General features: G+C 34.9%; 24 protein-coding genes. 9 read left to right on the top strand and 15 right to left on the bottom strand.

The features are described 5' to 3' along the window. Positions 1-27 precede the first annotated feature (27 nt). Both JM172_RS06930 and JM172_RS06935 read right to left on the bottom strand, forming a co-directional pair. Positions 28-3,138 carry an SbcC/MukB-like Walker B domain-containing protein gene (locus JM172_RS06930; protein ID WP_214481369.1) on the bottom strand — a complete coding sequence of 1,037 codons (3,111 nt, stop codon included), beginning with the start codon at positions 3,136-3,138 and terminating at the stop codon, positions 28-30. Beyond that, positions 3,135-4,295 carry an exonuclease SbcCD subunit D gene (locus JM172_RS06935; RefSeq protein WP_214481370.1) on the bottom strand — a complete coding sequence of 387 codons (1,161 nt, stop codon included), beginning with the start codon at positions 4,293-4,295 and terminating at the stop codon, positions 3,135-3,137. The genes JM172_RS06930 and JM172_RS06935 overlap by 4 nt, the downstream gene beginning before the upstream one ends. A gap of 263 nt (positions 4,296-4,558) precedes the next feature. On the opposite strand from JM172_RS06935, the gene JM172_RS25395 reads away from it, so the two are divergent. Beyond that, positions 4,559-4,687 (top strand): putative holin-like toxin, encoded by a 129-nt coding sequence (locus JM172_RS25395; protein WP_352223070.1) that lies wholly within the window; start codon positions 4,559-4,561, stop codon positions 4,685-4,687. Between the two features lie 670 nt (positions 4,688-5,357). Here the strand turns inward: JM172_RS25395 and JM172_RS06940 are convergent. After that, positions 5,358-6,587: an MFS transporter gene (locus JM172_RS06940; RefSeq protein ID WP_214481371.1), complete on the bottom strand. Its 1,230-nt coding sequence runs from the start codon at positions 6,585-6,587 to the stop codon at positions 5,358-5,360. 119 nt (positions 6,588-6,706) lie between these two features. Then, complete coding sequence (locus tag JM172_RS06945; protein WP_214481372.1) at positions 6,707-7,090, bottom strand: hypothetical protein; 384 nt, start codon at positions 7,088-7,090, stop codon at positions 6,707-6,709. Between the two features lie 384 nt (positions 7,091-7,474). Between JM172_RS06945 and JM172_RS06950 the strand changes: the two genes are divergently transcribed. Genes JM172_RS06950 through JM172_RS06965 form a run of 4 tightly spaced genes read left to right on the top strand, consistent with a single transcriptional unit; the run spans position 7,475 to position 10,805 of the window. Next, complete coding sequence (locus tag JM172_RS06950) at positions 7,475-8,038, top strand: RNA polymerase sigma factor (RefSeq protein WP_214481374.1); 564 nt, start codon at positions 7,475-7,477, stop codon at positions 8,036-8,038. Further along, on the top strand, positions 8,022-8,810 hold the full coding sequence (locus JM172_RS06955; RefSeq protein WP_214481376.1) for a hypothetical protein: 789 nt from the start codon (positions 8,022-8,024) through the stop codon (positions 8,808-8,810). Before JM172_RS06950 ends, JM172_RS06955 begins: the two co-directional genes overlap by 17 nt. Continuing rightward, the gene (locus tag JM172_RS06960; protein WP_483297245.1) at positions 8,785-9,666 is read left to right on the top strand and encodes an ABC transporter ATP-binding protein; all 882 of its coding nucleotides are present in this window, start codon (positions 8,785-8,787) and stop codon (positions 9,664-9,666) included. Before JM172_RS06955 ends, JM172_RS06960 begins: the two co-directional genes overlap by 26 nt. Continuing rightward, positions 9,663-10,805 (top strand): ABC transporter permease, encoded by a 1,143-nt coding sequence (locus JM172_RS06965; RefSeq protein ID WP_214481379.1) that lies wholly within the window; start codon positions 9,663-9,665, stop codon positions 10,803-10,805. Before JM172_RS06960 ends, JM172_RS06965 begins: the two co-directional genes overlap by 4 nt. Positions 10,806-10,972: 167 nt before the next feature. Here JM172_RS06965 and JM172_RS06970 read toward each other — a convergent pair whose 3' ends face one another. The 4 genes from JM172_RS06970 to fadR form a co-directional block, all read right to left on the bottom strand. After that, a complete protein-coding gene (locus tag JM172_RS06970) occupies positions 10,973-12,535 on the bottom strand; it encodes an FGGY-family carbohydrate kinase (protein ID WP_214481381.1) in 1,563 nt (520 codons plus the stop codon). Positions 12,536-12,805: 270 nt separating this feature from the next. After that, on the bottom strand, positions 12,806-14,386 hold the full coding sequence (locus JM172_RS06975; RefSeq protein ID WP_214481382.1) for a glycerol-3-phosphate dehydrogenase/oxidase: 1,581 nt from the start codon (positions 14,384-14,386) through the stop codon (positions 12,806-12,808). Positions 14,387-14,400: 14 nt separating this feature from the next. Beyond that, the gene (locus JM172_RS06980; RefSeq protein WP_214481383.1) at positions 14,401-15,990 is read right to left on the bottom strand and encodes an FAD-binding oxidoreductase; all 1,590 of its coding nucleotides are present in this window, start codon (positions 15,988-15,990) and stop codon (positions 14,401-14,403) included. A 129-nt stretch (positions 15,991-16,119) separates the two neighbouring features. Then, the gene (gene fadR / locus JM172_RS06985; RefSeq protein WP_214481384.1) at positions 16,120-16,815 is read right to left on the bottom strand and encodes a fatty acid metabolism transcriptional regulator FadR; all 696 of its coding nucleotides are present in this window, start codon (positions 16,813-16,815) and stop codon (positions 16,120-16,122) included. 238 nt (positions 16,816-17,053) lie between these two features. Between fadR and JM172_RS06990 the strand changes: the two genes are divergently transcribed. Further along, positions 17,054-17,515 carry a site-2 protease family protein gene (locus tag JM172_RS06990; protein ID WP_214481385.1) on the top strand — a complete coding sequence of 154 codons (462 nt, stop codon included), beginning with the start codon at positions 17,054-17,056 and terminating at the stop codon, positions 17,513-17,515. Positions 17,516-17,528: 13 nt separating this feature from the next. On the opposite strand, the gene JM172_RS06995 is transcribed toward JM172_RS06990, so the two are convergent. Beyond that, positions 17,529-18,554, bottom strand: coding sequence for a hypothetical protein (locus JM172_RS06995; RefSeq protein WP_250886546.1), 1,026 nt, complete (start codon positions 18,552-18,554; stop codon positions 17,529-17,531). A 251-nt stretch (positions 18,555-18,805) separates the two neighbouring features. Between JM172_RS06995 and JM172_RS07000 the strand changes: the two genes are divergently transcribed. The 3 genes from JM172_RS07000 to JM172_RS07010 all read left to right on the top strand — a co-directional run bounded on the left by JM172_RS07000 (position 18,806) and on the right by JM172_RS07010 (position 21,467). After that, positions 18,806-19,531, top strand: coding sequence for an MOSC domain-containing protein (locus JM172_RS07000; RefSeq protein WP_214481387.1), 726 nt, complete (start codon positions 18,806-18,808; stop codon positions 19,529-19,531). 206 nt (positions 19,532-19,737) lie between these two features. After that, on the top strand, positions 19,738-20,697 hold the full coding sequence (locus JM172_RS07005; protein WP_214481389.1) for an RNA polymerase sigma factor: 960 nt from the start codon (positions 19,738-19,740) through the stop codon (positions 20,695-20,697). Between the two features lie 395 nt (positions 20,698-21,092). Continuing rightward, entirely contained in the window at positions 21,093-21,467 is a 375-nt protein-coding gene (locus tag JM172_RS07010) for a VOC family protein (RefSeq protein WP_214481390.1), read from the top strand. Between the two features lie 143 nt (positions 21,468-21,610). Here JM172_RS07010 and JM172_RS25120 read toward each other — a convergent pair whose 3' ends face one another. The 6 genes from JM172_RS25120 to JM172_RS07035 form a co-directional block, all read right to left on the bottom strand. Beyond that, positions 21,611-21,733 (bottom strand): hypothetical protein, encoded by a 123-nt coding sequence (locus JM172_RS25120; protein ID WP_284730437.1) that lies wholly within the window; start codon positions 21,731-21,733, stop codon positions 21,611-21,613. A gap of 862 nt (positions 21,734-22,595) precedes the next feature. Continuing rightward, positions 22,596-23,114 (bottom strand): GNAT family N-acetyltransferase, encoded by a 519-nt coding sequence (locus JM172_RS07015; protein ID WP_352223054.1) that lies wholly within the window; start codon positions 23,112-23,114, stop codon positions 22,596-22,598. 359 nt (positions 23,115-23,473) lie between these two features. Then, a complete protein-coding gene (locus JM172_RS07020; RefSeq protein ID WP_250886547.1) occupies positions 23,474-23,710 on the bottom strand; it encodes a hypothetical protein in 237 nt (78 codons plus the stop codon). Positions 23,711-23,796: 86 nt separating this feature from the next. Beyond that, positions 23,797-24,405, bottom strand: coding sequence for a zinc dependent phospholipase C family protein (locus JM172_RS07025; protein ID WP_214481392.1), 609 nt, complete (start codon positions 24,403-24,405; stop codon positions 23,797-23,799). 366 nt (positions 24,406-24,771) lie between these two features. Then, entirely contained in the window at positions 24,772-25,677 is a 906-nt protein-coding gene (locus tag JM172_RS07030) for a serine hydrolase domain-containing protein (protein ID WP_214481394.1), read from the bottom strand. Between the two features lie 177 nt (positions 25,678-25,854). Beyond that, entirely contained in the window at positions 25,855-26,406 is a 552-nt protein-coding gene (locus JM172_RS07035; protein ID WP_214481395.1) for a cysteine hydrolase family protein, read from the bottom strand. Between the last annotated feature and the right edge of the window lie 31 nt (positions 26,407-26,437).

Consider the following 26,437-nt stretch of genomic DNA (forward strand, 5'->3'; position numbering starts at 1 on the left):
CTTTTCGGAAACGAGACCCTCGACACGTTAACGCAATAACGTAGCAGTGGTCAGGCCCCGAGTTTTGCTGTAGCCTTCTTTTGTTTTTGTAACTTCTAATATTGCGGGCATGGCATTTTTTAATTCTTGGACGTGCGATATGACACCGATCATACGCCCGGTTTGTTGTAATTCAACGAGTGTATCGATAGCTTTATGAAGTGCCTCTTCATCAAGTGATCCAAAGCCCTCGTCAATAAACATCGTTTCGATTGAAATTCCACCTTCGTAAGATTGAATAACGTCAGTCATACCTAATGCTAAACATAATGACGCATTAAATTTTTCTCCACCTGATAAGGATTTCACATCTCGCTTTTGTCCCGTGTAAGTATCATAAACATCTAACCCTAACCCACTTTGTTTACCTCGTTTTTCTAAACGTTCACTACGAACAAGGTAATATTGCCCATATGAGAGTTGCTTTAATCTCTCATTGGCAGCAAGAATGATTTGCTCTAAAAATTCAATCTGTAAGTATCTTTCAAATGAGATTTTCTTTTCATTATCTCCACGAACAACGTTATATAGATCACTCATCAGCCCTAGTTCTTGTTCGGCATTTTGTTCTGCTTCACTCGATTCAACAATTAATTGCTTTAACTTCTGTGCCTCCATCTTGTAATATTCTGATGTTTGCAAAGATTTTCTCACTAATTCAGTTTGTTCTTTTAACTCCATAACACGTTGTTCTAGTATCTCTACGTTACTTCGTTCTTTTCCAACAAGCTCCTTGTCGAGCTCTTCGACTTGCTTTCTTGTAGTATTTAGTGCCACATGGAAGCTTTCGATTTCGCCCTTTAATTTCTTCATAGCTTCCTTATTACGCTTTGCACTCAAATATTCTTGATCATTCTCAAAATTTGCTAGACGTAATTCAGTGTAAAATGTTTGTTCAGTTTTTTCAAGCTTTGTTTTTGCTTTTGCTAACTGATCCGTTACATTTACCACATTTACGTTAGCTGTTACAACATTTTCATTGGTTTGTTTAAATTGGTCTTGGACCGCTTTCCACTTATGCATGAGATGATTCTTTTCGTTGGTAACTTTCGTTATTGTCGCTTGAAGCTTATCTACAGAACGAAGCTCCTCACTCACTTTTGTTATATTTTGTTGTAAAAGTTCTTCCTCTGTACCATATTTTATCGTAACTTCTTGATATCGCTGTTCAACTTGTGTCCTTTCCTCTTCTTCTTGTTGAAGAGAAATCTCAAGCTTAGCGTATTCTTTTTTATATTTTGCTACAATTTTTTGGTCCTGATCTAATTGCTCTACTTCAGCTTTTAGTAGTTTTCCTTGAATCACTAATTGATCATATTGTTCTTGCAATTGATCTATAGAAAACCCATAATGCTCAATTTGTTCTTTTTTCTCTTCAAGCTGTATACGTAAGCTTTCATAAACTGCTTTTGCATTCAAATACGTTGTTTCACATAAATTTTTTTCTTTTTTATGCGATTCAAGCTGTTCTTTTGTAGTCATATCTTCACTTAAAAACGCTTTATTTGGATGATCAATACTACCACAAACAGGGCACGGTTCTTCTGGTTGTAACCTTAAAGCTAGTAAACTAGCTTGTCCATCTATCCACTGCTTTTCCAATTGACTATAAACTTGGTTAACGTATTCATACTTTTTAAAGCTCTGTGTCATTTTATTATATGCTTGTTTACCTTGTAAAACGAGCTGGAGATATTCATTGACAGCCTTAGATTGCTCTCTTAAATACAACAATTGTTTATGTTTGTCAGGCAGAGACTCAACCTTCGATTCAAGCGTTCGAATTTGTTCAAAGAGTTCCGTTTTTTTAAGAGAATTTGTTTTATGTTGATTTTTAAGTTCATTAAGCTGGCTGCTTAAATGTTTTAGCTCACGACTCAATCCGCTTACTAATTGTTGTTTAGCATCAAGTTCTTGTACAGTAGGTATTAAATCGTGAAGACGGTTTAATTCTATTGATAAAGCTTCACGTAAACCTTCTTTTTCTTGCTCCTGCTCATAAACTTTTTTCACTTGATCGAAAATTTGTTTCGTGCTCTCTAACTTCTTTGTAACAGCTATAAGCTCATTCTCCTTATCGTGAACTTCTAGCTTTACCATATTTACTTGTTGTTCAAAAACTTGGAGCTGTTCAGCTTGAGTAGCAAGCTCTAATTCATCCACTTTTAACTTTATTTTTTGCTCTTGACCTAATAGATTTGAGAGCTCTGATTTTTTTGTGTTAAGCAAATCCAAACGTTCATTGACTACTTTGCCACGGTGTAGTAGCTCATAGGTTTCATCATATTTTTTTTGTTCCATCTTTTGCTTTTGCAACAGTGATTTTGATTCCTCGTCAAATTCATCAATCTCTTGATCAAGTGCTGATAGAATTTGATGTGTATTATTATGCTCTTCTTTTAGAAGTTCAGTTAGTTTAGACCCGTCACGATCGCGCAATAACCCTTTTAGCTGATCAAAATATAAGCTTCGTTCATTCAACTTGTTCATATAGGTTAGCTCAATTTCTTTTTTCATCTCTCTCAATCGATCAGCTATCCGTTTAAACGAATCAGTTTTAAAAATGCGTCTAAGTATTTCTTCTTTATTTTCTGTTTCTGATGTTAATAATTTACGGAACTCTCCTTGTGGTAGCATAACAATTTGACGAAACTGGTCTCTCGTTAAGCCGATGATTTGTTCAAGTCTGTTATTTATGTCAGTAACTTTGAAACGATCTACACATGGAATTTCTTCACCATTAGTCAATTGCTCATATAATTCATAACGCTCACCTGTTGGTGTCTTGTTACCTTCCTTGACATGTGATAGCTGTCGAAGGATACGAAATTTCTTACCCCTTAGCGAAAACACTAACTCTACTGAAGTATGTGTATCATCATCTGCAAAATGACTTCGTAACATTTTCGTATCTTGACGTTCTTGCCCACTTGCCTCTCCATATAAAGCAAAACATATAGCATCAAAGATCGTTGTCTTACCTGCTCCTGTACTTCCGGAAATAACAAACAACCTTTGCTCACCTAATTTAGTAAAATCAATTACTTCTCTATCCTTATATGGACCGAATGCGCTTATCGTTAAAGTAATTGGCTTCATGTCCGTTCTCCTTCCCCTCGGAGAATTTGCTGTAGTACATCCCGAAACAAATCTTCCGTATCTTGCTTCACTTCAGTACCTTTAACGTCTGTATAAAAAGCTTTGAAAAGTGATAACTCGTCCATTTGTGTCCGTTGATTATTTTTTTTCTGCGCACCCTCTGGCATATTTGGTATATTTTGCTTTTGCTCAATATGCATAGCATTAGGGTAAACAGCACGAATTTTTTCCATCGGAAATAGTACAGGATGATCATCTAGCAATCTAACAAACACATAATCTTCATTTTTATCATGTAATTGGATATCCTTCATATACCCTTCTATCGTTCGCATATCACGTCGAGGAGAAAATAATCTCTTTTCTATCGATGTATTACCTACATCATCCATCTCGACGATGTAAAAACCTTTGTTATGTGTCTCTTCAGAAATCGAGTATTTTAATGGTGATCCTGCATACCTGATTTTATCATTTCCAACTTTGTGTGCCTGATGTAAATGACCAAAAGCACTGTAATGAAAATGTGAAAAATAACTTGCATTTACTTGCTCAGCTCCACCAATTGCTAGTGGTCGCTCCGAATCACTTGTATTTTCTTCTTTTTCACCTTTTGGTGTGACAAAATGATGTCCAATAAATACATGCCTGACGGTATTATCCATTTGTTCAGTTATTTGAGTTACTATGGCTTCCATAGCTTCATCGTGGCTTCGTATCTCTTCATTTTTTAACAAGTGTTTGACAACGCCAGGTTCAGCATAAGGTACTAAATGGAAATGAACTTCACCGAAATCATCTCTTATAATAACTGGTTCTACCTTTTCAGAAAGATGCCCGACAATATGTAGTCCAGCTGCTTTCAACACACTGCTTGCAAAATGAAGTCTACCAGGGCTATCATGATTCCCTGCAATTACTAAAACTGGGGTTTGTAAATCTATTATAATTCTTCTTAATATTTCATCTAACAGTTGAACTGCTTCTGTCGGAGGCACAGCACGATCATAGACATCACCAGCTATAATTACAGCATCTGGTCGTTCTTGATCAACTGCTTCAATTAATTGATTTAGCACATATTCTTGATCTTCAGTCATATAAACACCATGAACTAATTTACCTAAGTGCCAATCAGCTGTATGAAAAAATTTCATCTATTACACCTGCCTCATTAAAATCTTCTTCTATTATATTCTTAAAAAGTAGTATAGTAAATTCTAGATTATCATGTGGAATCCATATCGGATGTTGATTCATTCATATCTTATCTACTGAACGACCTTACTTTTGTTGTTCAGTAATTAATTCCGAATAAGAAAACAATAAGCTAACTTGCAATCTATATATTAAATATTTTTATAATTTATTACATAATAGTGTTATAATGGAAGTAATACAATAGTTGGTACTCAAGGGTGTGAAGGCTGAACCCGTCATTCCTTATTGGAGAGGGGGTGATGCCTTGACGGTATATGAATCGGTGAGCTTAATGGTCTCTTTTGGGATTCTCATCATCGCGATACTGTCTTTCGATAACAAGAAATAACCACCCTTGAGCTTGTCGGCAAAGAAGGGTGGATTATATCATCCGCTGCCTTCCCCTTTGAGGGGAAAACTATTGTATGAGCAGACTGTTGGTGTTCAAGCACCTATAGTCTGCTTTCATTTTTAATAATATCATCTATCCAATTATAATATAGCATATATAAGTGTAAATTTCATCCATTTATTAGTTCGACTGTTTAACTACCATTCGTAGCAATTTTGCCCCTTATATAAGGACGATGATCGTTCCTTGCATTCCCTTTACTGATTGTTTTCTCTTGAGAGCTTGTTGTTCTTTTTCACTAAGAACATTGAATTTCGTGCTACTTTTATTTACAGTATTACTTTGATTGTTGTTTTTCTTAAGATGTTTTCCACAATAAGAGCTATACACTTTTCTTTCTCTAGATTACAAAAATCATATGATACGCACCAGTTACTCAAATGTGAGTAAAAAAGCACAAAAGTTCACGATAAGAGCCTTTTCTTACTAAGTAAAACAACGTTCATACAATTACAGTTTAGTGACATCTACTCATTTTTTTACGACGACAATTGTAAAAAAATTGTATTGTTATCGTTATCTTATACAATAACCATTAATTCTGTGACGAGAGCCGTAATAATTTTAATAGTAATATCTTATACATACACATATGAAAATATCTTTATTACATAGGTTGTTCTAATTCTTTTTCTAACACTACACCCTTTTTAAGGATGTACAAATGTATAAAACCGTACATAGCAGAACTAATTAACAAGATTCCAGCAAAAATATACACATATTTCACACCAATCCAGTCTGCAAATAGACTTATTCCTAACATAGAGACAATAGAAATAAATTGTATAAGTGTAGATTTCGCAGCCATGACCTTCGTTAACGTTCTTTCGTCAGCACTATTTTGAGTCATTGTTACTTGTGCCATATCACGCATTTGATAAGCTGGTCCCATTAATACAACTAATAGCAGCGCTAAATAAGCATTTGTAATTAAACCATACGTGAAGGTCAGCATCCCAAATAAAAACGCCCCAGTTATCATAAAGATCGTTAAGTTATCTTGCATCATTGTAGATAGTTTATATATAAGTATCCCACCAATGATTGCACCTAAATAATAACCACTATTAATATACCCCCACCATGCTTCTCCTTTATTTAATACTTCATAGGCGTAAGCAATAGTAATTGGGCCAAGCCAAATAGTTCCAACCCATGCCTCAATTAAATCCATCGTAACAATAACCCTTAAGCCTTGATGCTTAAATAAGTATTTCCATCCCTCTGTTATACGGACAACAAAGGGCTCACGTTTAGTATCGTTCATGACAGCTTGTATGTTGATTGTTGCTAATGAACATAGGGATAATAAAATCAACAAAAATGTTAAGCCTAATGTTACATATAACCCAACAAACTGAAGTAGTATGCCGCCAATCGACCATCCAGCTAATAAAAATGTTTGATCTACAGTAGCTAGTAAACTATTTGCACGTACTCTATTGTCTTCTGCTACTGCAGAACGTACGAGGGTAGATTTAATCGGTCCAAACCAACCATTAAAAAAAGAAACCACTGTCAAAGTACTAAATAGTAACGACATAATCGGCATTGTATATTCTTGCACTAATAGCACTGCTAATACAATAATGAATGGCAGTTGGATACTTTGAGCAAATATAAGGATCGATCTTAATGCAAATTTATCTGAAATTGATGGTAGCAAAAATGCACTAATTAACCTTGAAGCTAGACTCAGTATTGTAACCAACGCAGATAATGTAGTTGAACCCGTCTCCTTGAATATTGTCATAACAACAGCCATTGTATACAATGAGAAACCCAAGTTCGTAGACGTTTGACTTATAAGCAATGCATAAAAACGTTTATTCATATAAACCACCTTGCTTTTCCTACTCTCAACAGAATAGGTAAATTATAGCATAGGAATTATAATAAGCTTTCATTAATTAGATTGATCATTATATACGACTTTAGTCTTATAAGCACAGATTATGCTTTCTTTACTTTTGTCAATGGATACAAGCTTAGCAAACATAAAATGATCGTAGATATGTGAGGAACCGCAAATAAATAGTGAGCAAGAAAGCTGGTTGATGGTGTACCGTCAGATATGCTACTTCCATAGTACGAAAACCAAAGATAAATTGGCAATAATTGAAGAAAAGCAATTATGGGTAACATGAAGCTACTAATGACTTTTAAGCGTTTTGACTTATCCTCCTGCAGCTCAATAAAAATAATTGAGCCACCTAAGAGCGCAATAAAAAGTCCCCATGTAATGACCTCAGATTCAACATGACCAAATAATCCTGATAAGTATATAAATCCAACGAAACATGTAAGAACTCCTGAGCTTATTCTTAGTTTACTCAAATTACGACCTCCTTTTATGATCTCCTAAACAATTAATACCCTATATATATCATTCTATTCTGCGATCACTTCAGGCATGAAACGGGTCCCCTTTCCCTTTAACTGTCTCCCACTTTATGCCAACAAACACAAGTATACAGCCCGTTCCATTAAACCGTGGGGAGAATAATACCTCCTTAAGATAGCTAAACATGTGACGGAAAGAGTTCTTATATCCATTCAACTTAACGCTGAAAAACCCATTCTTGTTAACTAATTTTACTGTTTATAGGAAAAACTATCATTATTTGCACTGTATTTAAGCATAGATTTCCAGTTTTTTCGTTTAGCTCTTTTAAAACTTTTTCAACATCCATTTCGTTAAACTAGCTGAGGTGAACAAATTTGCTAACCGATAAAGAGCTCATAAAAGATATTCAAGCAGGGAACCAAGCATCCATGGAAGTACTCGTAAAAAGACATTATAAAGTAGTATATGCCTTTGTTTATCGGAAGATTGGCGATAAAGAAACCGCTTATGATTTAACACAAGAAATTTTCATCAAAATGATGAAAAGCATTCATAGTTACTCATCGAAAGCCCAGTTCCAAACATGGCTTTTAACGATTGCTGTGAATCACTGTCGAGATTTTTTTCGATCAAAAGCCTATCAACAAGCATCACAGACAGAAGAATTTGATGAGAGCTTTCAGTCGAATAAAAATGAAGAAGTGCATTATATTTTTGAGAGAAGTGAGAACAGACAAATGATCAAAAGTGCAATTCATGAGCTACCAGAATTTCAAAGTGAGGCAATCTTATTAAAATACTTCCATGACATGAAAATTAAAGAAATTGCCCAGGTGACAAATACGAATGTCTCAACCGTAAAATCAAGACTAAAGCAAGGTATGGCCAAATTAAAAATGATTTTAGAAAGGAGTGGTTCGTATGAGCAACAGGGATGACATAAATCTTCAAATTAACAAAGAACTTGAACACTTCAGTACATTAGATGATTTTTCAGTTGAGTTTCCAAGTGAAGATGAAATGTATCAAACAATTGATACTCTTAGACAGTATGTGCCTGAAAGACAGCAAAAAAGCAAATTAGATAAATTAGCAGATTTGCTGCGACTATCAACGAAGGAGATATTTTTTATTGATAAATCATTTTGGATTACCAATCTCACTTTTTTCCTAATTGGTTTTTTGCTTACGATGAACACTTCTGGTAATCCATATTTTGCAATAATGCTACTTTCTCCCGTACCTTTTCTATTAGGACTGCTAGAGGTCTTTAAAGGCAGAGATAGAAACTTCCTAGAATTAGAATTAACATGCAAATACAACGCACAGCAGCTGATGCTTTCTAAAATGGTCGTCACCGGTGTGTATAATTTCATTCTCATGGTATTTCTTATTACATTACTAAGTTTTACTGGAGATGGACAAATGTTGCTTACGAAGGTACTCATGTATTGGATCCTTCCATTTACTCTTGTCGCATCATTTGGGTTGTTATTAGCCTCAAAATTAAAAGGGCAAATTGCAGCACCGTTAACAGTCATATTGTGGATAAGTTTCGTTGGAATCTACATGAGTAATGAACAACTCATAACATATATGGAATCTAGACCAGTCATCTTTTATATTATCGCTTTTTTATTAGCAGTAACATTTTTTATATTTCAAATTAAAAAAATAACGAGAGGTGTTTCCCTTGAATTTAACAATTGAAAATGTAACTAAACAGTTTGGAGATAAATTTGTAGTAAACAATGTGTCATTTGATTTAACAGCGGGTGTTTATGGTTTTTTAGGTGCAAATGGAGCTGGTAAAACAACTTTAATGCGCATGCTCGTGACACTTATTAAACCGACTTCTGGGCGAATTTTATATAACGGTAAGGATATTGAAGTGTTGGATGAAAAATATCGTGATGTTATCGGCTATTTGCCTCAGTACATTGGCTTATATAAGACCTTTTCAGCTGAGAAATATTTAATGTACATTGCTTCATTAAAAGGAATTGAGAAGAATACAGCAAAGAAAAAGATTGATGATCTATTAGAGGTTGTTAATTTAACCGAGCATCGGAAAAGAAAGGTTGGCAAATTTTCAGGTGGGATGAAACAACGGCTAGGTATTGCACAAGCACTATTAAACGATCCAAAAGTGTTAATCGTTGATGAACCAACGGCAGGACTCGATCCGAAAGAACGAATTAGATTTAGAAATTTATTGTCTTCTATTTCTAAAGATCGGATCGTGCTGTTATCAACCCATATCGTCTCAGATATCGAATTCATCGCAAAGGAAATACTGGTGTTAAAGGCCGGTCAACTCATTCAAAAAGAAAAGCCTGATGAGCTGCTCGAGCAAATCCAAGGATATGTATGGACCGTGAATGTCCCAGAAAATGAGGTTCAAGCATTCCAAGCAAAATACAAGGTGGGAAATATAATTCGTCAGCAAAATGAAATTGGACTTAGAATCATTTCTGAAACCAAACCAGATGATAGAGCACATTCAGCACAGCCTAATCTAGAGGATCTATATTTATACTATTTTGATCAGGAGGCAACACAGTGAAACAACTATTGCAGTTTGAACTATATAAAATATTTAGACAAAAGGGAATTTATATTGTAATGGTACTCATGTTTCTTCTATTTAGCCTCGTGATGGTAAGTGAATCGCGAAATGTTTCACCGAAAGCAGACACATACGCGACTGAGGTCAAAGAAGAACTTAACACATTTGCTCAAGAATGGGAAGGGAACTTAACTAGTGAGAGAGTAGAGGAAGCTACTCAAACTTTAGACTCTATACCTTATGCATATACACCAACAAGCTCCTTAACTGACGAAGAACTTGCTAAATATAATATCGTTCAACAAATATTATTTAATGATAATACTACGCGTGACATTAAATCGAAAATAACAGAACTAGAAATAAAGTTAGACAAATTATCAAAAAATGATATTTCTTATAAAACAGCCCTATTGGAAATTAATATGTTAAATCATTTGAAATTAGATACCTTTCAGTATAATCAAGGGCCAATAAACACGATAGATTTTGTTGAAAGGTTTGCTCCATATTTTACTGGAATCTTGATGTTAATTGGACTAGCTTCTATTTTTGTCAATGAAACGAATACAGGAATGGATCAGTTAATATATAGCTCAACTTATGGTCGGAGAAAAGGTGTCACAGCTAAAATAATCGCTTCAATAATTTATGTATTATTCTTAACAATTGTATGGGTCACGTTCAATATAATCATGAATTCATATATTTATGGGAATATTGGGTGGAATTCATCTATTCAATTTTTAAGATATCCAGAATCACCATATGCTTTAACAGCCATCGAATATTTCTTTAGCCAAATTGGTATTCATCTACTAGTAGCGATTGCGTTTATGGCGTTCGTCTTAACTGTCTCTGCCTTGACAAAAAGCACCTTAGTTTCGTTTATCATTAGCGCAGTAACCTTTTTATTACCGACAATTAACTTTGGTGTTCCTTATTGGGAATATGTGAAGAAGTATAGCTTTTCAAATTTCATGACTGCACCAGAATTCACAAAACCATTTCATGCTCTTAACTTATTCGATGTTCCTGTATTAGATCCGGTTGTGAACTATCCTTTAGTTGCATTATTTACAGTTATGTTTATGATGTTGCTCTACAAAGCGATTAAAAACAAACAAGTAGCATAATTTTTATATTTATGTGGTTACGAGTAAAGATTTACTTGGATAAATATGCTCTCATTCTACTAATCTATAAGCTAAAAACCAGAGATGAATGAAGATCATCTCTGGTTTTTAATCGTATAAGTTGTCATCATTCGTGTTATACAAGTTGCTAACAATCTAATAATTTATTATAGATGCGCTGGGTAGCCTGTAATTGTTTGAATAGATTTGTATAACGGCATTAATTTTGTATACATCTTCTTATATACTTCTCGATACAATTGATCATATAACTCTACATTATCTTTTAGTGGTTCGAAAACATCTCCGTCTTTAGTCATATTATTAACAGCATCTTCAACAGTAGAATAAATTCCCGCTCCCATAGCTCCCAAAATAGCTGCTCCTAATCCTGATGATTCGCTCACAGTAGGGCGTTTAGCAGGCAAATTAAATATATCAGCAGTTATTTGCAGCATTTTATCACTCTTAGATCCACCACCACAAACAACGAGTTCTGTCATAGGGACCTTTGTCCGTTTTTCGATTCTCTCTCTACCTTCACGTAAAGAATATGCCAAACCTTCTAATAATGCCCTATAAAAGTGACCTTTAGTGTGCACACCACCAAATCCGATCACTGCACCCTTTGCATCTGGTCCTGGATACCTAATTCCTGGAGACCAAAATGGTTGTAGTACTAACCCCATTGAACCAGGAGGAACATCTGCTACTAAATCATCTAATAACTCCTCTACAGCAACGCCAGCTTCATTCGCTAGCATCATTTCTTCATTTGCAAATTGCTCCTTAAACCATGAAACCATCCAAAATCCTCGATACGTTTGTACTTCTAAATTATATTGTCCTTGAGCAGCGCTAGGGTATGGTGGTATCAATTTAATTGGTTCTAAATATTTTTTGGAATTCACATTTATTGTTGCTGTTGTCCCATATCCAACACTCCCTCTATGTGGAGCTAGGCAACCTGTCGCTAATACTTCACATGCCTTGTCAGTTGCCCCTGCTATGACCTGCAAGCCCGCAGGAAGTCCTGTTTCTGCAGCGGCTTTTGAAGTGAGCACACCAAGCTTTTCTCCTGGCTGAACAAGGGTTGGTAACATCTTTTCCTCAACAGGAATAGCCTTCCATTTCCAATGTTTCTTTGCTGACCACGACTGCTTTTTGTAATCAAAAGGAATATACCCAACTTGGTTTCCTATTGAATCTACAATATCACCTGTAAGTTTATAATTGATGTAGCCTGATAACAGTAGATAATGCGCGGTCTTCGACCAAATATCTGGTTGGTGCTGCTTGATCCAATTTGCTTCTGCCTCTGCTTGTAAATAATGAAGTGTTGTTGTTAATCCAGCAAGTCGAAAAACAGATTGCCACGCTGTCCCAACTTCAGGCCATTCTGTTGATCTGCGTTGATCTAACCAAAGCATTGCAGGTCGTAATGGTTGTTTGTTACGATCAAGGTTAACCATCGTTCCCCTTTGCGTAGTTACCGTCACTGATACAACTGCCTCTTTATTTACTTTACCTTGCGCAAATAATTTATTAGAAGATTCCACCAAACAATTCCAATAATATTCAGGATCTTGTTCAGCCCATCCAGGTTGATTTGAAAAATAAGCTGGTGAAAAAATTACCTTCGTATAATCTATTAAATGACCGTGTTTATCAAAAGCTAATGTCCGTACACTTTGAGTTCCTATGTCAATTGCCAAAACCGTTTCATCCATTGTTGTTCCTCCCCCCCACGAATAACAAACATGAAACAGCCTCTAAAAAAATATTTAATAAAGTTATGAGGCTTTCTTCATACCCCTATCTATTTCAGTTCCGTTATAGCTCAAAGAAATGATTCAATAAACGTACTTTATTTCCTGAGATGCCTTGATTACTCATGTTAATATGTCTTAACTTTGTAAATGTTAACATTCGTACTCCATAAATAGTTGTAACACCTATCACAATCCTCTGTTGCACCAAATTTTATAGCACGATTTCCCTCACTTAACTTCCCGTAATAAATCTGGGCTATACCCTTGCTTCCATAATTTCTTATACCTAGCCACTTCATCGTCCCAACGTTCATCATCCCAATCTAGCAATGACTGTACCTCTACTTTTAGTCGTTCAAGTATGCTAATAGCTCCTTCAGGTAGTATCATACCGAGTCTAACTCTACGGAGTAACAGATCGTCTAAATGAACGATAGATTCGTACTTCGCAGCCCAGCGTAATTCAGCCCATATTGTATTTGAATCTAGTATTAGTTCGCAGCCAGATTGATCCAATTCATCGGCAAATGTTGACCACTCATGTCCATAACGCCCTGATAATCGACGGCTGATTGTATCGTTTAAATTGCACTTAACATCTACATCTTTAGACTCATCAGTTGATAGGTCATTCGATGCTAGCGTGCTAGATGGTGTTACTACTTTTAATACTTTATTAATTGCTTCCTTTGCGAGAATATCAAATGTCGTTAATTTTCCTCCAGTTACAGTTAATAGACCATGTTCTGTCCATACACAATGATCTCTGGATTCTTTTGAAGGATCTTCCTTGCCTGTATCTACCACAGGTCGAATGCCCGCAAACGTCGAAATCACATCTTCAGGTTTCAAATTATACGCTGGAAACATCTCATCTAATGATTCAAATAAATATTTCCCTTCTTCAACACTAATACCTGGCTCTTCGTCAAGTGATTGATGATGATCAATATCCGTTGTACCGACAAGCGTTACTCCTTCCCAAGGGAACGCATAAATGTAACGACCATCCTTCTTATGGGCAAAGCTAACAGCTTGTGAAAGTGGGAATCGCCAATGTGGAAAAATTAAATGACTGCCTCTAAGAGGACGCATTTTCGGTGACTCCCCCACTTGTTTCCGAAGTTGATCAACCCACACACCTGTTGCATTTACTATCACTTTCCCATTAACTTCTGACACTTGCCCAGTCACAACATCTTTTACTACAACACCGTTCACTTCACCGCCTTGGTCTTTAGTTAAATTTTCTACTGCAGCATAATTAATAGCAACTCCACCTTGATGTTCAGCTTCCCTCAACACTCTAAGTACTAGCCTAGAGTCATCAGTCCTTGCATCATAATATTGTAAGCCATTACTTAGCCCTGTCTGTCTAAGACCTGGTGCCAACATACTCACATTAGCAGAGTCATACTTACGGTGATTTCTGCGCATAGCAATCATATCATATACAGTCAAGCCTGCTTGTAATACAAATGAACCTAAACGATCATCATCATAAAAAGGAATGAGTATCCCTAATGGATCAACTAAACCTTCGCATTCACGCAGAAGCTTTTCTCTTTCAGATACAGACTGATAAGTCGTTTTGATTTGCCCTTGCTTTAAATAGCGTAATCCACCATGAACGAGCTTCCCTGAGCGACTAGATGTACCCCAAGAAAAATCTCTTTTCTCCAACAGTAAACACTTTAATCCAAGGCTTGCCGCTTTCCGAAGTATGCCTGCACCGGTTATTCCACCTCCGATAACAATAACATCCCAAGGTTCATTAAGACTTCTCCACTTTTCAACGCGGCTTGTCATTATAAACACCCCTTCTATAGTAACTTATCCTTATTCATTATTTTTTCTGGATCAAGTGTATTGCTTAGGGTTCTAATCATTTCCATGCCAAGTGGTGTTTTCTCTGCTTCTAAATATGGTCGATGATCAACCCCTACTCCGTGCTGGTGACTAATGGTTCCTCCATTCTTCACTATGGCTTCACTTGCAGCTTTTTTCAGCACTTCCCAACGTCGTTTCGTTTCCTCTGGTGTATTTCCTATTCGAAATAAGTATGTTGTATAGATACTAGAACCATGGGGATAGACATGTGAAAGATGAGTATATGCAAAAACATTTTCTCCGATATCCTTTAAGCCGTTCCGAAATGCAGTTTCCACTGCCTCTGCAGTAGCGGGAACTCGATCCCATGTTGTTGCAGTTTCTACCGTATCTACTGCATAACCTTCTTCCCATAGGCTATTACGTAAATACGGTGAGCGGAAACGATTTTTCACCCAATGTTCACCCGCTTTTGTACCTACGAGCACACCTCGGTGCTTTTTAATCATTGCTTGTGCTTCACTAAGAGCAGCACTTACATGTTTTTTTGAACCAGTGACGCCATATAGTAACATACATTTATTGTCATCTACACCTCTAAAATTAAGCCATTTCTCTAACAGAGCTATTGTTTTACTGTCCCCTGCCATCTTTAATTGAGAAACTGTTTCCTCAGGTAAGCTTAAGCGCATCATAGAAAGAGGTACACTGTTTTGTGCAATTTCCTTAATTGCTGCCATCCCTTGCTCAGCACCTGGAAAAAATGCAGTATAAAACTTTTCCTCTTCTGCAATTGGTGTTATTTTAATCGTTACCCTAGTTACAATCCCTAACCTTCCTTCAGATCCCATTACGAATTCACGCAAATCAGGACCAGCTGCTGATGCAGGTAAATTAGGTAGCTTCAAGCTACCAACAGGTGTTTCCATCACACCTCCGACGAATAACCTTTCAATTCGTCCATACTTTAATGATTGCTGTCCTGCTGAACGAGTAACAACCCAGCCACCAAGTGTGGAGTATTCAAACGACTGTGGGAAATGACCTAACGTGAATCCTTTTGCTTTTAACGCTGCTTCTAAATCTGGTCCACGTATACCAGCTTGAAATTCCGCCAGACAACCTTCTTCATCAATATGAAGTAATTTATTCATATGCCCCATGTCTATTGTAAGCGTAGGTTTGTCTCCAGGGAGAGCACTTAAATGTCCAACAACACTCGTGCCTCCTCCGTAAGGTATGACATTTGCCTCAACTTGTGAAGCATATTTTAATAGTTCACGAACATCTTCATCTGTTGTTGGATATGCTACACCATCCGGGTATGTTGGTATCTTTCCACTACGAATAGCAATAAAATCTCCCAAGCTTTGACCAACTGAATGTCTCAGTCGTTCGAGTGGATCTTTGCTAACGAGACGGTGATCAGGTAATTTTGATGCTGGAACATTGGCTATAGCGTTCTCTAGCGATATATCCTCAGGACCCTGACTCGTACCCAATTCATTTTCTAAAAAGGACTTTGCCCCTGCTGGTAAGTCCATATTTACTGTATCGTCACCCCAACCGTTCCATCTTCTCATTTGTTTTTCCCCCTATATTCATATATATTTCTACAGGTTTTTAAGCTGTTTTCGTGAAAAATAACATTTCATTCATCTTTTGTATGTTCATATACACCCATTCGAAAACGCTTACAAAATATGATTCAATTAAATACTTTGGCTTTTTTTCCATAAATCTATGCTTTTAATCATTTCTTCTTTGGTCAGTTGCTCAGCTTTATCAGCATCCTCAGCCATAGCCATTGCTAAAAGCTTAAGGTAAAATTCACGTGTTACTTCACGATTTTCCTGATGTGAGAAATACAACCTCCCCATCAAATTATATATTTCAGTAAAGCTATTCATTATTAATAAGTAAATCGGATTTTGTGCTAATTCTGCTAATTTTGTTTGGAGTTTCCAATCAAATAATGTGAATTGCTCACAATCATCTTCCAATTCACTGCTATTTGCTAGTACTGCCACAACCTTAGCAGGATTAGATAATACTGCCTTGTGAACAAATTCGGGAGCTAAAGCTGCTCTCACTTCTAATAAATGAACGATAAATTGCCCGTTAGGCTGGTCAGTATTTGTGATGATATTTTCGAGTGTATTTAAATTCCCTAGTTTCCAAAAATCATTTACGATCGTCGCATGCCCTTTTCTTTTTGTAAACCATTTATCTCTAGCTAAACGTTGAAGTGCCTCTCTCAAAGTAGGACGTGCTACACCTAACGTTGCAGAAAGCTCTCTTTCTGAAGGCAACGTACTTCCAGGGGGATATTCTCCGCTCAAAACAGCTTTAATTAAGGTATTTTCTACTGTTGTTGAGGAATTCTCGGAAATTGATTTTTCTTTCAAATCATTCACCTCCATTGTTGTAATTTTCAAAATTTTACAGAGACAAATAAGTACCCTCATTATTTTCTATGTTATAAATTACTTACTGGTAAGTCAGCAATAATCTTGTGGTCTTACCACAATCATAAAATATCGCTATAGATATGTCAAAGAAAATTTAAATATATGTTTTAGCTGCATCTATGATTCTCAAAAACCTTTATAGTATAATTGTTTTAAAAATATTGGTGGTTTTTATTTGGAATTATTATATTTTTTGTTCATTGTTACGCTCGTACATTTAATTCATGAACTTGGTCACGCTTATTTCGCCGCAAATTTCAAGGCTAAAATCAAAGAGATATCGTTAGGAATGGGTCCTATTATCGTAGCAACAAAAACAGTGTCGATACGACTGCTGTTTTTTTTAGGGGGGTATTGCTTTTGGGAGGAAAGACATATTTTATCTAATTTAAAGCTTAGTGTCATCCATTTAGGAGGCGTTATATTTAATTTTATTACGGCTACTACTATCTTGCTATTTATAAGATTGGTGCCAGATCATTTATATGACATGATCATGTTATTCATACTTTATTCATATTTTTTAGTCATTATTAATGTCATACCATACCGATTTATCAAGAAGAAAAGTGATGGTTGGTTAGTATTAGAAGCTCTTTATTTTGCAATTAGAAACAGGAAAAAACAGTGTAAATGACAGATGAGTACATTCATCTGTCATTAGACGGCATCTCTATTTTCATTCTCTTATTAACAATGACTCTTAATGGATATATTAGAATAGACATTAATAATAATAGGTTGATAAAACCAGCCAATGGATATAGCACTGAAACTAATGCTGAAAATCCGAATGTTGTTAACGGAATAATAAGTATAAATATTAAAATTAAAAAGAGCCAAATAGGTATACGGAATCTTTCTCGTAATCTAGCTGATAATCCAAATATACCAGACGCGGCAGTTGTATAAATTGCAGTAAATAGAAACAACGACATCATAATAATTATGATCATCGGGAAATAATCTAAAATGGCATATAGAGGGATTTCCCATTCATTTACATCTACAGGTATACGTATTAATGACTGGTTATAAATTATGCATATGATACCTAATATTAATCCACTCCCAATACTTGCGATCACTGCTTCCCCTTTCGTATGTAGCTTCTTGCCAATTGCACCAAGTACCCCTATGATCGGCAAAATGTTAAATGCAGTGAATGTAAATGCTGATAACAAGTTTTGTTTAGCACCCCATTGTAATATAAACGGTTCCTCCAGTTGATTCATAAACAAAATAAGCGTCATAATTAATCCGAGTATAAGAACTGGAAAAATGTAAAAATTAACTATAATTAACCCTTTAAACCCCCAGAAAAACTGCAAAGTTAATAGTGACAAAAAGATCATAATAGCTAACCAATAGGGTACATTAAAATGTGCTAGCACTGCTGCACCACCTGCTGTCATGACAACTGTTGTTGCAAATAAATAAAAAACAATGAGTACATCATAAAATTGAGCGAGCTTCATACCGACAAGTTTACGTAAAATCGGTAAAAAATGATCAGTTTTTTCCTCATAGCTTATTGATAAAACTACAAAACAGCTAAAAGTAAATATAAACATAAACAACACAATTGCCAACTCACTACCTTCGCCAAAAAATTGCCATACCTCTTGTCCAGATGCAAATCCTGCGCCCATCATCACTCCTACAATTATTGACATCCACCTAAACCCTGCAAGCCACATTACTACACCTCACAATATGATTAATGTTGGTTATATCTCTAAGCACAATCAGCTTTTTCGGAGGATGAATTTTCTTTAATTACATCCTTTATCTTTTGCTTCTATATTATATGTTTACATTCATAAAATACATTACCTAATTAGCTAATGAGATTATTAGGTTGACAACCTTCCTACTAATTGTTGACAATGAGAGTAATATAAATGACCTATTAAGGAGGGCTCAAATGAAGGTAGGTAGAGTAAGTAAATTATATAGATATCCAGTTAAAGCATTCGGTGGAGAGCGGCTTAAAAATGCTCCTATTCATCATCATGGCATATGGGGAGACAGATCTTTTGCATATAAAATAAATTCAAAATTCTTAACTATTGATAAATTACCCGAGTTAGTAAATTACAATGCTAAATACACTATCGCAAATGGAGAACCTAAAGTTAGTATTACGTCGATTGACGGTACGACTTACGATTGGGGTGATCTAGCACTAGATAAAAAGCTTTCAACTCTTCTAGATAATGAATCAATCTCTAAAGTAAGTCATGATCCTGAGAGCGAAAAAGGATCGTATTGGGAAAATCACATATTATTGACTTCCACCGCATCTTTAGCAAAAATAAGCGAGTTATGTAAAAGTGAATTATTGGATATAGGGAGATTTAGACCAAATATCGTTATAGACCTTGAAAGTAATATTGCATTTGAGGAAGAAACTTGGATCGGTAAAGAACTATCAATAAACGGAACAAGATACAAAATAGATAAGAAATGTGTCAGATGTGCTTATGTTAATGTTGACCCTACAAATCCTACAGAAATAAATCCGAACATATTAAAGACGATCGTTAAAGAACGGGAGGCATTTTTTGGCGTATATGCTTCAGTCGTCGCTACAGGTGAGATTTATGAAGGGTCTCAAGTTTTCCTGCATGAACATGATTCAACAATTTAAAGAGTTTGTTTAAACGTTGTAGTTACTAAAAACTAATGATGAATTGATATAATTTCTTCTTATAAGCTGCTATGATGCCCCGAATGTGATTTGTATACGCGTTCATATCCTTTATATGAAAAGCAACATTCATAGCGACCTAATTTACACAAAAAACTATAACGTGCTGATGAAACATTGTTTATCAAAGTGACAAGGAGATGGAAATGTCTACTACCAATTTGAACGAGCTTGGCAATTCTTTACGATCAATTGATCAAGCTTTCAAAAACCAAATTGAACCATACCGTCAAGATTTGTGGAGATTTTGTATGCATTTAACTAAATCCCCATGGGATGCTGAAGATTTAGTCCAAGACACTTTGCTCAAATCACTATCCGTATTAGCGAAAGTATATCAACCAGTAAATACAAAATCGTATTTATTTAAAATTGCTTCAAACTTATGGATTGATCAAATGAGAAAAACTAAAAAGCATACCGACATCATACAAGCAACTGTTAGCCAAGACAAACTAGACAATTATCAATTCGAGCTTATTGAGCATTTAGAAATTGTAATCACTTTGTTAACACCTACCCAATATGTGACGCTAATCCTTGGAGATGTTTTCTTATTTAAAGGGAAAGAAATTGCAGAAATTATTGGCTCGAGCCAATCAGCAGTACATACTAATATACATAGAGCAAGAAACATCATGAAAGAAAAACACCTTGACCTTCAAGAAGTTATCCTAAAGGACTACAAAACAGATGTTCAAACAAGCAAGACTATGAACTTATTGCTTGAAGGATTCAGAAAAAAAGATGCGAAGCTAATCGCTTCATTACTTGATGAAAATATCGTTACAGATATAGTTCATTCAGGTTTTGAAATGGGAGCAAACGAGACACGTAACAATTCCTTAAATGATTGGCATAACATCGTACGAGATCAGCAAGATATCGTTGTAAATTATATAGAATTGTGGGGTCAACGTGTATTAGTTGAAATGGAGAAAAAACAAGATAATCAACTATACTTAAATAATATCCATTATTTAGAAATTACAGACAACAAAATAACTTACTGGAAATTTTATTGTTTTTCGTGGGATATCATGAAAAGGGCCGCTGAAGCGTTAGAGGTGCAATTAAATGCTAGATACTATTATCACATTTTCTAAAATTCTTGTTTCTGAAAATTATTACTCTTAAGCTTAAATTAGAACAGCTCTAGTGATATTGTATTTGTCATATTGTTAAGAAGAAAAAGATGACACAACCCCTAGTTGTTTATTACATATTATTTGATTTGCACGAATACAACAATCAAGTCTATTTGTTGAAAATTTAAGCTCTTTTCATAAGCCTTGTTGTTTTTCACTTCATTTGTGTAACTAATGCGTTTTATATGGTTTTTATAGGCTTTAGCGAAGAAAAGATGTCACGAATGTTAAAGCAACAATCAATGTCATAAAAACAAAAATTTATTATCGTTGTAAGAATTCACTGTTTAACTTCGTCTTATATAATAAGATTCTGTTATTTGGAATCTAAAATATGGAAGGAGAGTGGAATTTTGCAAAGTCCTATTAAAAATCAGTTGAACATAACATTTGTCCCTGTAAGTAACATGAAAGAGTCTGTAAAATGGTATAGTCATTTACTAGGCCAAAGTTATGATGAAAGGAAGGTTGACAAACCTGTTTTTAACATGAACGTTAATGGTTATACAAATTTGTTATTGGATGCAGGAACTAAAGGGCATACACAACACGTATGCCCTTCTCCTCATCCTTTATTTAGCTTTTTCACCGAAGATATAGCAGCTTCTTACGAATACGTTCAAAAACTTGGCTACACGATTCATTCACCGATACAAGAATTTGATGACATAGCGTTTTTCATTATTAAAGACCTAGATGGAAACCTCGTGATGATTTGTGCTGACTAACAATCAGTGAACTACTTGGCACTTATCAAACGTTTGAAGTGGAGCTTCAGTTCAAAGATGAAAGTAGCCCTTCGTCTCCTTGAACGTTTCTTCCCGCGTACGTTTATAGATGTCCATCGAATGGAAATCTATCTGTGCCTTTATTATTTAATGAGCGGTAGGAAAGCTGGTTTAATCATAGCAAAATCACTCAAATCTATATCATCTTTTGCCATAGTACTAGTCATGAGTAAATTATAGCCTAATTTGGCTATCGTCATCGGCAATTCATCTCCACCTTACCATTGGGTTTAAACACTTTACACGTTTAATAATGGAGACTTTTTAAGAAAAACGTTAAATGCTATTTAGAATAAGGGTAGTTAGCACCACCTCATGAGTGCTAACTTCTTTTCTTTAAACTAGCGATTAATGCTACAGCTGCAGTCACTCCAGCTGCAGCTGTTATGACAAGAACCATTAATATTAGTAGTTTAAACATGATACATGTAACCTCCCTATCAATAAATCGTTTTCTACTATTGCCGATTTTGAACCAAACTTAAATGATTGTTCATTCACATCATACAACATAGCAGATAAACTTCTGAGACTGTAACAGATTTAAGGTATATGTAGTACAATCCCAGTGTTTAGAGCTTGGTCTCCTGTTTCCCTTCCACCCATTGTTCTGTAGCTCTTTAGCAATAAGCATATTAATAAAGCCGTGACCAACCAATACTATCGATATACACTGTTGAGCATACTCCACTAATAGTGTAGATGCTTCTCGAGCTCTATTTTTGGCCATACGGTAAGACTCACAATCCGCAGTGACATAACCGCTAAACCACAAGCATCTGAATATCAATGCCCAAGTTAGGAGATCTCACTTTCGCTTACCCTCCTCAAAAAATGAAAAAACAATTAAAGCTTAATCTCAGAGAGTATTAAAGGCGTACAGCAGCAACATCATAGTTCTAAAATTAATTACTCCCCCTTCTACCTATGTTTTACAATCAGTCCTTACAATCGATTCGAAATTAATGACAACAAAAAACAACACCTGTTATGATATGTTGATCGAATAACAAGTGTTGTTTTTCTACCTGACCATGAAGTTAAAAATCGTTAAATTCCTAAAGTGCTTCAATTTTTATAAAACAATCTATATTGTATTAGTTGCCCATTAGTCCCTAAATATTCTTCATTACCTACTCTACTAATTTCTTTAAATCCCAATTTACCAAGCATTTTTTTGGAACGAACATTTGCTTCATGGGTTTCAGCGTTAAAAACTGTAATTCCTAACTCCTCGAACCCATATTGCATCATACATTCAGCAGAATAAAAACCAATTCCTTTTCCCCACAATGCGCTCTCACCAATTGCAACGCCAAGTTCGGCAGTATTATTGTTAATACTAGCTAAGTCTGCATATCCAATTAACCGATCATGTAACGTTATGCCCAAACGAACAAGCTCTTCAGACTTATTATTTACACAATTAAGCCACCACTGATATAGTTCCTTAGAGTTTTGATTGTACTCCCAACCGTTTGCTAAACAAAAAGATTCATCCTTACTCCAATATAAGACACTGTTATAATCAGTCATTGTTAAAGGCCTGACGTTAATACAATGTAAAATCCTACTATTACTATTCACTACTTCCTCCCAAAAATGATATCCTAAGTAAAAAATTAATATATTTTAATTTCTCTAATGTTGTCTTTTGAACTTACTGTGAATACAAATGAACAATTGTTATCCGTTTTCCACTATCCATTTCTAGATTTTTTCTTCTCTACTTATGATCATAGCTTCTTTTATATTTCTCTCATTTTCCTCTGTGCACCAAAAAATCTTTCTACTATATACAATTCTGTTAATATGCTTACTACATTATAAACACGTATACATCTAAAAAATTTGGCATACTATTGTACGTAATAATAATAGGGCTGGGGTAGCGACACTTATAGTTTTTCGTTAGTAATAATAACAACAAGGTTTATGATAATAGTCTAGTTATACAAGTCTAACCACCATGGATAATCAAATTGTCCTTCTGAAATTTGAAAAAAATACCCGAATATACCTAAATGAGTGATTCCTGATTCATAACCTAGCATTTGTGTATACGTTGAGAATATAACGAAATCGATCCTTTCAATTTCGACTGGTATATTCTTTGGTGGAGGTGGCATCCTACCATATTTTTCTTCTGAAAATGCTGTAAAATCCTCTGTTGTTGGGTTCATTATAGTCAAAGCTATTAACATAACAACAATGACACATACAAAAAGAACTATTTTCTTCTTTTTTCTCACTTTCCCCTCACTTATCTTCATTGTATTAATGATTTGATTTTCTGAATTCCTAAGTCAATGGATGTTTCAACATAACCAACAACTTGGTCAAACATGAACACTTGTAACGGCTCATTAAGATCACTTTGTTTAGTATTCATATCCTCCAATATGTATGGTATAAATTCTTTTACGTCATTTTCTGTTATTTCATCTAGCTGAACAATCTCACTCTGCTTTAATAATAATTCATGTAATTCATTAGTACAGCCATAGTATGTTAATAACTTACTATTTAACAAGCTAAAATCGTTATGGTATAGTTGAAAAATCTTATGATCATTTTCCATACGATTTTTTAACCATGGTAAGTAAAATCCTTTTAACCATATATGATCAGCAATTAGGTGCGTGTAGTAACCTAATATATAATGAGACTTTTTGTAAGAACTATATTTTTGTAAAAATGCTTCATAATCAATACTCCTTGAGAAATCATTTACATCTCCCTTATAGAAATGTGATTTATCTTTAGGTGAAACTGCATCAGGTGCAATCCCACCTAAAAGAAAGGTAGTTTTATCTTTAATTGAGAATTGATCAGCAATACGATTTGCAATTAATAGATGCATGATTCTTGAACCCATAGCTTCTTCTTCCTTTCAAACCTACTTCTTAGATCTCTTGGCATGAACCTTGTTGCTATTTTCACATCATCTTTACAGTTTAACAGGGGATTGTTACGTCAATACCTTTAAGAAAAATAGATACTACATGTACCAGTTGTATACTTGTTTATACTTTAGTATGAAGAACAACAATCTATGTGAAAACAGCTTTAATATGTTATTATGCTAGATGCTCTAAGTAGATTGATTCGGCAATATCCTCATTTATTAAGCCAGTTAGTTTTAATAATATTTTGATTATTCTTGTCGTTGTTAGTTGAATTGTAGAAAATACAACGATTCCTATTTGTTCTTCCTTAAGAAAACCACAGTACGTATGAAATCCTATCGTCGTTCCACCATGATGAATAATCGGAGAAGAGCTCCATTTTTTTGCTCAATAAACCACCCTAAACCCATTTGCATGGTTTTCTTTGAAGAATTTCCATGTATTTCATGTGTTAACTCAATTGCCTCTTTAAGCGAGCTTTCTTTCATCCCCATTTGGTGTTGTAAATATATTAACATATCATTTAAAGTGCTTTTAAATGCACCAGCACCTTGTATTGAAGGTAATTCGATAGGAGGTATCATTACACCTTTTTTGTTATAAGTTTGTACATAGCGTTTCATTTGTTCTTCATTGCCTGTAATAAACGTGTCTTTCATGTTTAAAGGATGTAAGATGTGCGTTTTAATTGCTTCCTCATAAGTCATTCCAACAATTTCAGCTAATACATTCCCTAATAATCCAATCCCAATATTGGAATAACCCCATTTGGCTCCAATCTCTTTTTTTAAATCAAAATCAATGAAGAATTGATGTAAATCTTCATGTGTGTAATGCTTGTAAAAATTATCTTTATCTTGTTTATTTTCTTTTATCCTTTTACGTAGCTTTTTCATATCTTCTCTTGGTAGACGTGAACTATGTGTTGAGAGATGCCGAAAGGTAATATCTTTACCATCATAACTGAGTGCATTTTTGTACGCGGGCTTATATGATGAAATTGGTTCATCTAATGAAATTTTTGATTCTTGGACTAGTTTTGCTAACAATAAACTAGTAAATGTCTTTGTTGTTGAGCCAATTTCAAATATACAATCCCCAATTTCTCCTTCATTCAAGTCGTGATTAAACTGCCCGTCTGTAAATTTTCCTTCTGGTGTTACAACACCAACTGCTAAACTTGCATTTTTAGCACTATCTAGTTCTTTTTTTATCAACTTATGAGTCATTGTATTAAGCACCGTCCTTCCTCCTCAACATCATTATTGGCTGTTTCCGTATTGATTTCGGATTTTTTTAATAAAACTAGCGTGTCAAAAATCAAACAACATCACAGTCAAAATTTTTAAGGGCTGCCTTGTAAGGAATACAGAAAACATAACCTACCCATCTTGATTTATTTTTTCTTCTATAGCCTGTTAATTAACGGCCTTCTCGAATAACTGAGAAGATTCGATAATGCCAACCCCTTTGAAATTCAAATACTTTAAGGACTTCTCTCTCCTTGAATCATTCGCACTTGCTACTGCATCTCTTATTACTGTTACAATGAAATTCTTACGGATGGAGTCGAGGGCAGTCGCAGTTACGCAAGCTTCTGCAAATAAACCAACTATAACTATATGATTAATTCTGTTAGCAGTTAGATATGAAACAAGATTTAAATTACTTAACGCATTCGATTTGTTTTTCGAAAAATTAACATCATTCACCCTTAGTAATCTCTCATCTAACTCAGCACCTTCACTTCCTTTTAGTGCTGATTTTTTTGTTAATAAATTTACAATAAATTGATTAGATTCATATTCATTACCAATATACACAACAGGTATATCTCTACTATCAGCTTTCGCTACAATATTATTAACATTTGTCAACATCGGTTCAATATGATGCATTGCTACTGGCATTCGAGCTTTTTCACTAATAAAACCTTTTTGAATGTCGAGTACGAGTATAGCTACGTTCATTTACTAATCCCCCACTTGTTATTATTCCAAG

It is taken from the genome of Bacillus sp. SM2101, assembly GCF_018588585.1.
In the GTDB taxonomy this organism is placed as follows: Bacteria; Bacillota; Bacilli; order Bacillales; family SM2101; genus Nanhaiella; species Nanhaiella sioensis.

Bases quoted from the DNA above. Each gene is read 5' to 3' on its own strand.
- JM172_RS07035 (WP_214481395.1), bottom strand. From the start codon at position 26,406: ATGAACGTAGCTATACTCGTACTCGACATTCAAAAAGGTTTTATTAGT.
- JM172_RS06975 (WP_214481382.1), bottom strand. From the start codon at position 14,386: ATGACAAGCCGCGTTGAAAAGTGGAGAAGTCTTAATGAACCTTGGGAT.
- JM172_RS06980 (WP_214481383.1), bottom strand. From the start codon at position 15,990: ATGAGAAGATGGAACGGTTGGGGTGACGATACAGTAAATATGGACTTA.
- JM172_RS06955 (WP_214481376.1), top strand. From the start codon at position 8,022: ATGAGCAACAGGGATGACATAAATCTTCAAATTAACAAAGAACTTGAA.
- JM172_RS07025 (WP_214481392.1), bottom strand. From the start codon at position 24,405: ATGGGTTCAAGAATCATGCATCTATTAATTGCAAATCGTATTGCTGAT.
- JM172_RS06935 (WP_214481370.1), bottom strand. From the start codon at position 4,295: ATGAAATTTTTTCATACAGCTGATTGGCACTTAGGTAAATTAGTTCAT.
- JM172_RS06930 (WP_214481369.1), bottom strand. From the start codon at position 3,138: ATGAAGCCAATTACTTTAACGATAAGCGCATTCGGTCCATATAAGGAT.
- JM172_RS07020 (WP_250886547.1), bottom strand. From the start codon at position 23,710: ATGAACCCAACAACAGAGGATTTTACAGCATTTTCAGAAGAAAAATAT.
- JM172_RS07000 (WP_214481387.1), top strand. From the start codon at position 18,806: ATGAAGGTAGGTAGAGTAAGTAAATTATATAGATATCCAGTTAAAGCA.
- JM172_RS07005 (WP_214481389.1), top strand. From the start codon at position 19,738: ATGTCTACTACCAATTTGAACGAGCTTGGCAATTCTTTACGATCAATT.
- JM172_RS06970 (WP_214481381.1), bottom strand. From the start codon at position 12,535: ATGGATGAAACGGTTTTGGCAATTGACATAGGAACTCAAAGTGTACGG.
- JM172_RS06940 (WP_214481371.1), bottom strand. From the start codon at position 6,587: ATGAATAAACGTTTTTATGCATTGCTTATAAGTCAAACGTCTACGAAC.
- JM172_RS06995 (WP_250886546.1), bottom strand. From the start codon at position 18,554: ATGTCAATAATTGTAGGAGTGATGATGGGCGCAGGATTTGCATCTGGA.